At 54.3% G+C, this 12153-nt stretch carries 14 protein-coding genes; 9 read left to right on the forward strand and 5 right to left on the reverse strand.

Annotated elements, in window-relative coordinates; genetic code table 11:
• The first annotated feature begins 116 nt into the window (after positions 1-116).
• The 3 genes from LVD11_RS07445 to LVD11_RS07455 all read left to right on the forward strand — a co-directional run bounded on the left by LVD11_RS07445 (position 117) and on the right by LVD11_RS07455 (position 1652).
• A complete protein-coding gene (locus LVD11_RS07445) occupies positions 117-437 on the forward strand; it encodes a hypothetical protein (RefSeq protein ID WP_237057542.1) in 321 nt (106 codons plus the stop codon).
• Positions 438-519: 82 nt separating this feature from the next.
• Positions 520-936, forward strand: coding sequence for an FRG domain-containing protein (locus LVD11_RS07450; protein WP_237058266.1), 417 nt, complete (start codon positions 520-522; stop codon positions 934-936).
• 128 nt (positions 937-1064) lie between these two features.
• Positions 1065-1652, forward strand: coding sequence for a class I SAM-dependent DNA methyltransferase (locus LVD11_RS07455; protein ID WP_237057543.1), 588 nt, complete (start codon positions 1065-1067; stop codon positions 1650-1652).
• Here the strand turns inward: LVD11_RS07455 and LVD11_RS16895 are convergent.
• The gene (locus LVD11_RS16895; protein WP_255775464.1) at positions 1646-1780 is read right to left on the reverse strand and encodes a hypothetical protein; all 135 of its coding nucleotides are present in this window, start codon (positions 1778-1780) and stop codon (positions 1646-1648) included. The genes LVD11_RS07455 and LVD11_RS16895 overlap by 7 nt on opposite strands.
• 366 nt (positions 1781-2146) lie before the next feature.
• Between LVD11_RS16895 and LVD11_RS07460 the strand changes: the two genes are divergently transcribed.
• The 4 genes from LVD11_RS07460 to LVD11_RS07475 all read left to right on the forward strand — a co-directional run bounded on the left by LVD11_RS07460 (position 2147) and on the right by LVD11_RS07475 (position 5286).
• Positions 2147-2662: a YcxB family protein gene (locus LVD11_RS07460; protein WP_237057544.1), complete on the forward strand. Its 516-nt coding sequence runs from the start codon at positions 2147-2149 to the stop codon at positions 2660-2662.
• 360 nt (positions 2663-3022) lie between these two features.
• On the forward strand, positions 3023-3643 hold the full coding sequence (locus tag LVD11_RS07465; RefSeq protein ID WP_237057545.1) for a hypothetical protein: 621 nt from the start codon (positions 3023-3025) through the stop codon (positions 3641-3643).
• Between the two features lie 105 nt (positions 3644-3748).
• Positions 3749-4552: an NYN domain-containing protein gene (locus LVD11_RS07470; protein ID WP_237057546.1), complete on the forward strand. Its 804-nt coding sequence runs from the start codon at positions 3749-3751 to the stop codon at positions 4550-4552.
• 125 nt (positions 4553-4677) lie between these two features.
• On the forward strand, positions 4678-5286 hold the full coding sequence (locus LVD11_RS07475; protein ID WP_237057547.1) for a hypothetical protein: 609 nt from the start codon (positions 4678-4680) through the stop codon (positions 5284-5286).
• 256 nt (positions 5287-5542) lie between these two features.
• On the opposite strand, the gene LVD11_RS07480 is transcribed toward LVD11_RS07475, so the two are convergent.
• Positions 5543-7261, reverse strand: a complete 1719-nt coding sequence (locus LVD11_RS07480; RefSeq protein ID WP_237057548.1) for a HEAT repeat domain-containing protein — start codon at positions 7259-7261, stop codon at positions 5543-5545.
• 174 nt (positions 7262-7435) lie between these two features.
• Between LVD11_RS07480 and LVD11_RS07485 the strand changes: the two genes are divergently transcribed.
• Entirely contained in the window at positions 7436-7573 is a 138-nt protein-coding gene (locus LVD11_RS07485) for a hypothetical protein (protein WP_237057549.1), read from the forward strand.
• A gap of 314 nt (positions 7574-7887) precedes the next feature.
• On the opposite strand, the gene LVD11_RS16900 is transcribed toward LVD11_RS07485, so the two are convergent.
• The gene (locus LVD11_RS16900; RefSeq protein WP_255775467.1) at positions 7888-8019 is read right to left on the reverse strand and encodes a hypothetical protein; all 132 of its coding nucleotides are present in this window, start codon (positions 8017-8019) and stop codon (positions 7888-7890) included.
• A gap of 252 nt (positions 8020-8271) precedes the next feature.
• Here LVD11_RS16900 and LVD11_RS07490 point away from each other — a divergent pair, with 252 nt between their 5' ends.
• Positions 8272-8856, forward strand: coding sequence for a nucleoside deaminase (locus LVD11_RS07490; protein WP_237057550.1), 585 nt, complete (start codon positions 8272-8274; stop codon positions 8854-8856).
• Between the two features lie 60 nt (positions 8857-8916).
• On the opposite strand, the gene LVD11_RS07495 is transcribed toward LVD11_RS07490, so the two are convergent.
• Positions 8917-9600: a spermine/spermidine synthase domain-containing protein gene (locus LVD11_RS07495; RefSeq protein ID WP_237057551.1), complete on the reverse strand. Its 684-nt coding sequence runs from the start codon at positions 9598-9600 to the stop codon at positions 8917-8919.
• Between the two features lie 96 nt (positions 9601-9696).
• Positions 9697-11553 (reverse strand): cation:proton antiporter, encoded by a 1857-nt coding sequence (locus tag LVD11_RS07500; RefSeq protein ID WP_237057552.1) that lies wholly within the window; start codon positions 11551-11553, stop codon positions 9697-9699.
• Positions 11554-12153: the final 600 nt, after the last annotated feature.

Raw genomic sequence — 12153 nt, forward strand, 5'->3', positions numbered from 1 at the left:
ATTGGGTATGTAAGCCCGGCAGAGTATGAGCGCAAATGCGCGTAGTTAGAGTGTCTACTTTTTGTGGGTAAGACCAGCCAAGAGGAATGATGAAGCAGAGTGCCCGGGTTGTCGTAATGCTTCTGGAACTCTTCCTGCTTGGCAATGCCATGCTGATAGCATTTCTGATGTGCAGTTGGATGGAGAGCGATGCCTTTGCGTATTCTGCAAGCGAGCTGGATTGGTGGGAGCTGGCCGTAAAACGGTTTCTCCTCCTATCGGTGCTGTCCGTCATTGCATCGGCAATTGTGTGGAAGATCAATAAACAGCTATTTGCATGGAGTGGTTTCAAGAATGAGCAACTTCCTGTTATCACGGCAAGGATAACCCTGGTAAGTCTTTGTGTAGCGGGTCTCGTGGGAGCGGTCATATTTGCGGTCACAAAGCCATACATGTAAGTGGCCTAATCAGCTGTTAGGAATATCTTCGATGGGATGCTGCGACACCGACATTTTTGGTTCTGTACCCTTGCCTAATTCAATGACCGAGATTCTTGATTTGGCGAGGGAGCATTCTTCTGATAGGCGAAACGTCCACTTATGGAGGGGACAAAGCAATATTGCTTGGCCAATTCATAGCTCAGCCTACAGAAGACTCATTAGAACCAATCGAGTTGTAAATGAAAGTAGCATGCAATACTACGAAGAATATTTGCTGAGGCATGCAACTCATCAGGGCTATCGGTTTGAATCAGGGCGGGAGTTATCAGATTTTGAACTCTTGGCCAAACTGCAACATCACGGTGCTGCAACAAGGCTAATAGACTGTTCAAGGAACATTATGGCTGCTCTCTGGTTCGCTTGCGCATCTGAACCCGATAAAACAGGCCTTCTTTTTGGTGTTGATTCTGATCACCTAGGTGGAGGCGAGAACAAACCCGAGACGCGCCAAGAATAAATGGGGTCAGATCAATTTTTTGGCGTTGAACCACCCAGGATAAAGACTCTCCAAAAGCTCCGTCTGACCACATTTTACCGACTACCGACGACCCTGGCTCGCACTGATAATTGGAGAAGTAACCCGCAATGACCGACAACAGCTGGGATAGTTACGCCGAGGGGTGGGACAGCAATAGCGATGTAATCACCTATTCAGAGCGCGCCTTCCGGTCGCTGACCGAAACCCTGGATTGCAAATGCGCCCGGATTCTGGATTTCGGCTCGGGCACGGGCCTGCTGACTGAACGCCTCTCTCCCCTGGCAAGCAGTATCGTCGCCCTCGACCCATCAGAGAAAATGCTTGCCGTACTGGACGCCAAGCAACTGGGCAATGTCACAACCATACAATCCAGCCTGACTCGGGAGCTGGTCGACGAGAGCAGGCAGCTCCAGGAAGGGTTCGACCTGATCGTCGCCTCCTCCGCACTGGCGTTTGTTCCGGACTACAGGGACACAATACGACTGTTGGCCAAGCTGCTGAACAGGAATGGCCGGCTGGTGCAGTGGGATTGGCTGAAGGAAGACAGTGGCGAAGATACCGGATTTACCCGCGAAGGCATCGCTGCCGCCTTCAGGGACGCAGGCCTGTCCCACATCCAGGTAACCGTCCCCTTCTCCATAGGCACGGGTGAAAACCAGATGGACGTTGTAATGGGCACAGGCACCAATCAATAAGAATACTCCTGCCCGCGCTGGCGCAGCCTGGGTATACCGCCGTTATTGGGAATCTCGGCGGTACCGAATTCGACCCAGGGATTCATGGCGTAGGCACGCTGTGTGGCGGTGGTAACAGATAGAGCCAATAAAAAGGACATCCATTGATTGTCCCCCCTTCTTTACCGCTCACAGCTGAACCGCTGAACTTGATGAGCCGCCTGCAATATCTGCAGGGCAAATGTTGTGCGCATTGGCTTTTTAACAGCCAACCTCCTCCCAGCAGAATGGCGACCGCATCACACAATCGGTAAAATCCCGCTCACGTGTTTAATTTATAAAACCTGGGGAAATGTGGTTTCTTTAATGATGATTCGCTGGGGTCTGTGGGCGATGCCTGGCGCTGGGGCCATGCTGGGAGTGTCGTTCCTCGCGGGTCTGTTCCTCGCCGACCAGGATTGGAGAAGTCCCAAAACACCTTTCTACAATCCCTGGGGCAAGGTATAACTTGAGACATGACAGGCAACCCAAAACAACCCGTGGCTCCCGTGCAACCGTTTAATACCCAATTTACGCTATCCCGCGAATATCTTGCCGAGTGTTTCGACCAGTCTTTACCCCACGGTAAAGGTGCCAAGCCAAACTACCTGTTCCCGCTATTACTGTTTGCTGCCGGTGCAGGCTTACTAACGTTCACTGAGCAGCCCAAGGTCGCCGGTTACATGTTGATCGCTTTAGCGATTCTGGAGCTGCTGCATATTCGATTCCGGCGCGCCTGGTGGTTGACACGGCAGATGTGGGGCAAGGGTGCCGGCGGCGAAGTGAAATTAACTGTAGATGATGACGGTATCCAGACCCAGACAGCCCATACGCAAACAGCGCTATTGTGGTCTGATATAGAGCGCGTCATTGAAACCGATTTGGGACTGATTCTGGTGGCCAAATCCGGCGGCCGGCAGTACTTGTCCAAATCGCTGTTTCCTGCCGATTTGGTGCCCGAGATCATTGCCACGGCCAGTGGAGAAACTTGAACCTATTCCAGGCACGACCAGCAAAACAAATGGGGTCAGATCAGCATTTTGGCGCCGAATTACTCAAAATAAGAACGCGCCTAAAGTGTGATCTGACCTAAGTTATTACGGTCACCGGAATGGCAATTTGCTTTTTATACGGTAGTAATCGTAGCCCAAGGGCGCTTTAATACATATATAAGAATCACAGGCAGCGAGGCTCCAGCCCTTTGGGCCTCCGCGGGACACCCAACACTATGCAGATTTTTGCGGGTCACTGCGCCCCAAGATTCGCACAAAATATGAACATCACTGGTCGGCATTGCTGCGAGCGTTATAGGACCCAAAACCCGAAACAACCCGAGGCATCCCATGCAAAATATGTCAAAACTGCTGTTGTTGAGCTTCGCCCTTTCATTCGTAACCAGCGAAGCCAATGCTTCCGAAACCATCGCTATCAACCCAACCAACAAAGCTGCACTATTAGACGGCCACTGTGGGAAAGATGAATGGCAAGCAGCAACAAAGATCGAGCTTCCCGCAGAGGCTGCCATTTATCTAATGCACGATAAAGACTCCTTATATGTTTGCGCCAAAGGGAAAGCAGAAGACACCACGGTCCTGGATCTCTACATAGAAAATGCAGCAACTGGCCATCTCCACAAGTTTCATCTCTCCGCTCAAATGGGGGAACGAGTACTCACAGACGAAGGGTGGAGTGAACCCGAGACGTGGATTCTCAAGGATTGGACTGGATTCTGGGTACCCTATTTTGGTTATGAAGATACCGAAGATGGAAAGCGCCCTAAATTCTTTAGAGGATTACACAGGCAAGTGCAAGTGTTACGTAAAAAATTCCCAGGCAACAGCTGGAATATGATGTTTGGCGTAAGTATTAAACGTGATGGTGAGTGGACTGATTCCTTCTATCCAGAAAAAGCAGAAGACAGCGATAAGTCGACCTGGGGGACGTTTTCATTTACTGAATACAGTCCTGAATAATTGGGGTCAGGAATAGTTGGGGTAAGAGTTGAATTTTGGCAGGTTAGGAATCATCTGCCAACCCCTAATAATTGAGTACCGGAAATAACAAGAGCAAGGAAGGCAATGAAAGACCTCGATGACCACAAGAAAATCGCTGTTTTGATCGATGCGGACAACGCCCAGTACTCCAAGGTCAAGGCGATCCTCGACGAGATTTCGGCACACGGCCATATCGTCATCAAGCGTGCCTATGGCGACTGGTCCAGCGACAACCTGAAGAACTGGAAGAAATCCCTCAACGAGCTGGCCATCCAGCCGGTGCAGCAATTCGCCTACACCACCGGCAAGAACTCCACCGATGCCTCGATGATCATCGACGCCATGGACCTACTCTACTCCAAGCGCTTTGATGCCTTCGCCCTGGTCTCCAGCGATAGCGACTTCACCAAGCTGGCCGCCCGCCTGCGTGAGGACGAGCTGTTCGTGTTCGGCGTTGGCGAACGCAAGACGCCCATCTCGTTCCGCAACTCCTGCGATGATTTCATCTTCACCGAAAACCTGGGTGGTGATGACGAGTCCGCAGAGTCCAGGGCAGCGGACAAACCGAAAGCACCGGCAGCCAGGAAGAGCCAGAGTGATCCAGAAGAGCTTATCCCTTTGCTGACCAAGGCCTGGGAGCAGTTCCAGGATGACAGCGGCTGGGCCAACGCCTCTGCGGCAGGGAGCTTCCTGAAGAGATCGATGCCGGATTTCGATCCCCGCTCCTACGGAGCGGCCAAGTTCTCACAGTTATTAGAGAGCCTGAAAGGCAAACTCGAAATCACAAAGAGGAAGGGGAATGGCAACCAGATCGCCTATCGAGTGAAGCGCATGAAATCCCAGGCCAGACGCCAGCCGACTGCATCCAGGGTAGAAGAACCTGCATAACAGCAATAAACGGGTTCAGATCAAACTTTCGACATTGCAAGACTCAAAAATTCGGCGAACCATAGGCCTGTTCTTTCCAAATTATTCAGCTGACCATGTCACACCAAGATAGCGGATCATAAAAAATGCAAAAAACTAACCTCTTTCTCGCCCTTCTTCCCTGGATGGCCATCCCATATGCACAGGCGGAGGAGTGGGTCTGTTATAGCTCGTCTAGAGCCGAAAGCTCAGTTATTGCAACCCAAATCGAATCTGGAGAATCTCATCAAATTTCGCTTCCTTCCAGCGACTTCTTATGCCTGGAGAAGCCGCTTGATTCGGGGAGAGTAAACGTATTGGATTTTGCTGCGGGTGTACCGTTCAAGTATATCCGCAATCCGGGTGAATACGCATTTTCTATAAATCCGGCAGAATTCGTTAGAGTGCAGGAATCAGGCAGTGAATTGCTGGAGGGATTTCAGTCGGTTTCCTTCTACCACGAGGATGGAAGAATCCAGAAAATACTCAAGGGGCAGGACACATATCAGGACAGCTTCGCTGACGACCTTAAGGCAGGCATCAATGACGAAATGAACTTGGTCTATTTCTTCAATCTCGACAAGTCAGCATTTAATTATGTCGTACTGCTACTGGACCAAAAGAGGAAATGCGCATGGTCTGAATGGCCCGGCATTCATACTCTCGAGTGGGAGGGGTGGGACACCTGCTCAAAGTCTCCTTCACTAAATAATTAGAAGAAAATGAACGGGTGGGTGTCAGATCAAGATTTTGGCATTGGATTACTCTAAGCAAACACGGAAAAATCCCGATTTAACCCCATCTCCCTGATTCCCCGTACGTTAGCGGTTCACGACCGGGAAATCACCAGGATTGGTGTGGCGGATCTGTTCTATCACTCCAATGAGCTGCGAGCAAACCTGATACGCCAGGGCCTCAAAGCAATAAGTGGGATACAGGAAAAAGGATCAACTGTTAGCCGGCCTCGCTCAATTACTTTGCACATTCAGCCATACGCATACTGCCATCGGCTGCAAGTAAAATAGAGCCGCCGGAATAAGTATCAATAAATAGCTCACCGGTATCAACAAAATACGACCTGCCAGGTGCGCCGGGCAGAGAACGCCAAAGTTCAGCCTGCCAGTCGCCCCCTACCCCCTCCTTAAGTTCATAAACCGCACCTTCATTGGAAAACATGTGGGCAAGGCCGGTGACCGCAATATACCTTTGACCCAGGCGGTATATATCCTCCACGTTGGCCTTGAGAATCACTTCTGCTTGAGCTGAGTTGTCAATAAACACCAGCTCCCCACCCCATTCTCCGCGATCACTTCCCACAAGCCAGCCGCCATTTACCTTGAGCCCTTTCGCAGGCACTTGCCGAACCTGTTCGCGAATCTCCTTGATATTGTCCTGATGAATCTCGATGACGCCATCTGGGTTTTCCGCTCGCTGCTCGGCTTCATCCGCTGCTATATAGCTGATTCTCTCAACTTTATATGCCAAACGGTCCAACTCTTTAGCCGCGTAACGGGAATATAGCTTGGCATCCCGGGGCTCCTCTACCATATTTCCGCTTATCGATTCACAGGAATCTGTCGCAAAATGCTGATAGGCAAAGAAGCGACCAGGGAAATTTCTGTCTTCGCCAAGCTCCGTACCACCCTGCTTTTTACTGGTAGGTAAGGCAGCCTGCCTTACATGTGGATGCCAGTGGCTGGCCGCAGCTTCTCTGAGTGCCTCGCCAGCTTGAACACCCCCTATACGAGCTAGAGCCTCTGCAGCCACGAGATTCATCACAACATCGGAATCATCATTCAACAGTTCAACCAGCTTCGGGACTGCGGGCTTGTACTCTAGATAGCCTATCGTGCGCGCTGCGCCAATTCGCAATTCTCTATCGTGGGATTTCAGGAGGCGTGCAACTACGGGACCAGCACTCTTTCCTCTGGTTTTTAGTTCAGACAAATCTCGCAAGACTAGAATATTCGGCTGTTCACCTAGCGCCTTAGCGAAAACTTCGCCGGCAAACTCTGAGTGAATACCGATTAGTGCCCGGTCTGCGCAGTTGCGAACAGGAGGATCCTCCCTCCTCAACCGGAGCAGGTCACGCTCTACGTTGATAGCTGGCTGACCGAGACTGCCGATCATACAAACCATGCCCGCCCTGGTTTCGGCAAGCGCGACATCTGGAAGCGTATTGATGATTTCACGAGCTGCGTGTGCCCGTGTCTGGGCGTCCATTTCTCCCAGGATATATCCGACAAGATAATGTCGATTTGCTGGGCAGCCGTCCTTACACAACGATGCGTCGATCAGGAAGGGCAATGCGCGTTCCCCACTATGCTCAACGGCAAAGGAGATCTGATTACCTCCCGCATCCCCCTCCTTCAGGTATCGCTTCACCGCCTCCCTGGCAGCCTCGGGATCGTCTATCTTACCCAAAGCCACTGGCAGCCACCCCAGGTCCCTGCCACTATCCAGCGCAGCCACAATATCGGGCAAGTATCGCGGGTCAATTGAATCCATTTCCCGCAGTGCTACGGCTGCGACCTGCGCGACATCAATATCGGTTTGTGCCATTAACGGAACCAACTCCCTGGCTGCCGCATCACCAAACTGGCTCAGGCGCCGGGCAACTTCCCATTCGCGCTCGGAGACCGTCAGGTAGCTGGCCTCAGCGGGTTCAGCCACCTCAAACAGCTTGGCCATACAGGCAGTCAAGTCTGCACAGTCGTCTATAGGGCGCTCCCTTTGCTCCGCCTGCGCACTTACCATGACCACCAGGCTTAGCAATACGAAGCAAAACGCCCTGCAGCACCGGGAAAGCGCACTTATCGATTGAAAGTATATTTTTAGCATAACGTTTCCGGACCAGACGTGTTTATGATTTTTGATAACAGAATCCGTGAAGCTAAGCAAGTTGGGGCGATGCTGGATACTTACATTGAAGCGGGGGAAGACAGCAGGCCACTCTGGCTGGAATTCATGAATATCTGGGGAGGCCATCCAGAATTGAAATGATAGATGGGTCAGATCAACATTATGATCCCCCAATCAATCACGAAAGAGTATCAGCTCATCGTGAAGTGGACAGGTGGAAATACAAGCTTGAATCGGCCAAAGAGTTCTCTAAGGATTAATCTGACTTAATCTGTCCCGGCATCTTACACGGACGTTTTCTTTGCCAGAAAAATGGTATGCCGCGCCCCCTTGCCCGGCCGTTCGCGCACCGTCTTGATCTCGACGTCAAAGCCGGTCTTCCTCAGCCGGTTGACATACATAGTGTCGGGCCCTGCCGACCACACCGCCAGCATGCCGCCCGCAGTCAGGCTCTCTTAGATACAGCTGGTGCTCTCGAGGGAGTACAGCCAGTTGTTGTCGCTGTGGGGCAGGCCCTCGGGGCCGTTGTCCACATCCATTAATACAGCGTCCCAGGCACTGCCGCGCCAGTCCAGAAGCGCACACACATCGCCGAAATAAACCCCGCAGCGACTGTTGTCCAGAGGCCCTGGCAGCGCTGTGCCAATGCTCGTCCAGTGGCATAATCGTCATCCCGAGCGCCGGGGACTGGGCCCCGATTGTCGCTTCCTTCTTCCAGGGCTTGCGTGTATGAGCGGGTTACTGCCTGTCCTGACGTGGCTGATACAGCTGCGGGCGACTAGCCTAATAAATCCGCTGGCTAGTAACCGCGCTACAGGTCGACTTCCTGAGAATCCAATATGATGAGCCTTTTCAATAAGCAGACAGAGAACAGTGATGCAGTATTAAGGGCTATAGCGCACATGCCGACCAAGAGCCTGCATGTTTTGATGGCCGAGGAGTTTACACTGGGGCTGTCAGATACGGACTTCATGCGAATTGCTGTATTCCTGGCAGAAAAGAGCTATGCCGAAGGAGGCTGCCCGATTGGTGCGGTTATCATTGATAACTCGACAAGAAAAATCCTGGGAAAAGGCCATAACACGCTTGTTCAGGAGAACCACCCCTATAACCACGGTGAAACCTGCGCTATCCGTGATGCCGGTCGAATTGATTTTAGTACAACGACTCTTTTTACGAGCCTGAGTCCATGTGACATCTGCGCGACGTTGATTTATATGAGAGGGTTCAGTCGTGTGGTCATAGGCGATGTCACCAATGCTGGCGGCAATGAAAATTTTTTGGAGGAAAAAGGTATTCCAGTGGACATCCTGCAGGACCGGAATGGTATATCGCTTTATGCGCGCTTCAGGTCTGAAAACCCTGACCAGGAGCTGGAAGACTGGCACGGCCTGAGCGCCGTGAAAAATCAGGGTATAAAATAAATATACGGGATCCCTAGCCTCCGGCTAGCAATAAATTGGCCGAACCTGCGTTCCAGCGCGTCACATTGACGTTTTCTTTGCCAGAAAAATGGTATGCCGCGCCCCCTTCCCGGGACGCTCGCGCACGGTCTTGACCTCGACTCTGAAGCCTGCCTTTTTCAACCGGTTGACATACATGCTGTCGGGCCCCGCCGACCACACTGCCAGCATACCGCCCGGCCGCAGGCTCTCGTAGATACAGCTGGTGCCCTCGAGGGAGTACAGCCAGTTGTTGTCGCTGTGCGTCAGCCCTTCAGGGCCGTTGTCGACATCCAGCAGCACGGCGTCGTAGTCACTGTCATGCGTGTCCAGCAGTTCCCGCACATCGCCGATATGCACCCTGGTTCGGCTGTCGTTCAGGGGCCGGCCGGCGCATTCCCCCAGTGGGCCACGGTTCCACTCCACCACTTCGGGGATCAGGTCGGCAACGATCACCTCGGCGCTGGATGACAGCACCTCGAGGGCGGCGGCGAGGGTGTAGCCCATGCCCATGCCGCCCACTACCACCCGGGCGCTCTCGCGGTTCTTCAGGTGGGCGCAGCCCAGCAGCGACAGCTCACGCTCACTGTTGAAGCGGCGGCTGTTCATCAGTTCACCACGGGGGCCGGACAGGGAGATGGAGAACTCCTGGTCGCGCTGGCGCAGCGTGAGTATGCCACCATTATTGGGAATCCGGGCGGTACCGAGTTCGATCCAGGGTTTCATAGCGTGTGCTCGCGGTGGGAGGACGGGGATACGGCGCGCAATGTAGCATAAAGCCTCGCCGCTTTGGCGATCAGCAACGCTGCTTGTAATGTCGCCCTAGCCGTTTGGCAGGCGGCCGCCTGCCGCCGGCGAGCCCCGTGCAGGCGCTTCCGCCCCCTCCTCTGGCGCGACCAGGCTGGCAATCTGCCAGCCCTCCCCCACATCAACTTCCTGTGAAACCGTATAGAGATGGACCCTGCCGTCTGGATCCACGGCATAGAGTGGCGTGGCACGGTTGCCGTAGGTTTCCCGGTAATCGTCGACGGTGAAGTCTTCCGTGAGTCCCGTGGTCCTGATCGTTGCTCCTCGCGCCACCAGGCTGGCAAGGCGGCCAAAGGTTGCCTTCTCCGAAAAGAGTTCCAGTGTCTTTGCGTATTGTTCCGATACCCGGTGGCTGGGCCGCCCCTCCTGCTGGCCGTAGCCAAGCCCCACCACCGAGCCCTGGCCGAGCACATGCTCGAAGTGATAGGTGACCAGTGGATTCAGCTGCCTGTAGGGAGACAGCACCAGCACCTTGCCAACTGCGGACAGATCCAGGGTCAAGCTGGCGTGCTCCGAGATTGGGTTACCGTAATAGGAGGGGATGTTTTCCATCCGCGCCTCGCGTATGGCGTCCCAGTTGGTATCCGCCAGCAGGACGGGAATGTCCTTCTCCATCAGGTCTTTCGCCAGCATACGTGCGAACCTGCTGCCACCGAAGATCAGGTAACCGCCGGGATAGGGGGCGCGCACACCCAGCAGTTTGGCGCAGCCCTTGGCCGTCAGGCTCTGCAGGACGACGGTGACGATGATCACCAGGAATACCATCGGTACCAGCAGTTCGGATTTTGGCAGCCCGAACTGCTCCAGCTTTAGGGCGAACAGTGCGGATACCGCGGCAGCCACGATACCCCGTGGTGCAATCCAGCTCAGCAGTGCCAGCTCGCGCCAGCTCAAACCTGACCCGGGCGAAGACAGGACCACGCCCAGCGGCCGGGCGACAAACATGATTGCCGCCAGCACCACCAGCGCCCCCCACCCCAGCTGGGTAAGCGTGGACAGCTCCAGCCGTGCTGCCAGCAGGATAAACAGCGCCGAAATCAACAGTACGCTGAGGGTTTCCTTGAATTCGATAATATCGTCCACATCCAGGCCTTTCATGTTGGCCATCCAGACACCCATCACCGTGACCGTGAGCAGGCCCGATTCATGGGTCATCAGGTCGGATGCGGCGTAGGCGCCGAGCATCAGGGTGAGTACCGCGGTATTACGCAGGTAGTGCGGCACCAGGTTTTTCCTGAGCAGCGCACCAATGAAGTACCCCATCAGCGAGCCCAGGCCAAAACCGATAGCCAGCACCTTCAGGAACGTGACCAGGGTATGCTCGAGCGCGTCTTGCGAGACAGCAACGTACTCGTACACCAGCACCGCCAGCAGCGCGCCGATAGGGTCTATGACGATGCCCTCCCAGCGCAGGATGTTGGATATACGGCTATTGGGCCGCACGGAACGCAGCATTGGCACAATGACCGTCGGGCCGGTAACCGTGACAATGGCACCGAAGAGTGCGGCCAGCTGCATGGGCATGCCGAGTGCGTAGCCGGCGGCGAGTGCGGCGACCAGCCAGGTTACCAGGACGCCCACCGTACACAGGTTGCGCACCATAGAGCCGTGCCCGCCGAGGTCCGACAGCTTGAGGGTCAGGGCCCCTTCAAACAGGATAATCGCCACCGCCAGGGATACGACGGGGAAAAGCAGGTCGCCGAACAGGGCATCGGGGTCGAGCACGCCAGTGACCGGTCCCAGCGCCAGACCGGCCAGCAGCAGGGGCAGGATCGCCGGCAGCTTGAGCTTGTAGGCCAGGTACTGGCACGCAATCGAGACGATACCCACCATCACCAGCAGGGCCATTGGATTGGTGATGATCTGTTCCATAGTGCTGATCGCCCGCTTACGATATGTACCTGAGCACGAAAGTATAACTTAGTGAAGTCCCCGCACATCGATTGTCGAACAGGCGAATGCGATGTTAGGCTCTGGCGACCCGCCCACCGATCGCGGTGCGCGTCGGGTGCGCCCAGGTGAACTCGAGCGACACGCGAATGATGGATTTGAGGCCCCTGACGAGGCCTTCCTTCAGTATTGTGACAACCGCAGCCAATTGCTGGCCGATCACATGGAGGCGGCAGGGCATTAAGATAGACGGCGTCCACTGGAAAGCGGTGGCCACGGCAATCCGGAATCAGTGCAGCGCCCAACTCCTTATAACCTTTGATACTGAGACCCAGGTCACTAAAGCGTGTTTTCCAAGTGAGGGCAGGCCCCGCAACCAGGGTGCGCCGGCAGCTTTGAGGCTGGGAACGGCTGCTTGCGCGGCTGAGACACATGGGGCTCGCTGTCACGCATCCCCGGCACCTCTGGTTTGCAGGCCAGGATCAGCTTCAGGTGCACCCATCCCCTGCAGTCCGTCAGCTACGCTGTATCGATGTGAACTGCCGCACGATAGTGAGTGCTCATTACCGTTATAGACGGACA

It is taken from the genome of Microbulbifer sediminum (assembly GCF_021729035.1).
GTDB lineage: Bacteria > Pseudomonadota > Gammaproteobacteria > Pseudomonadales > Cellvibrionaceae > Microbulbifer > Microbulbifer sediminum.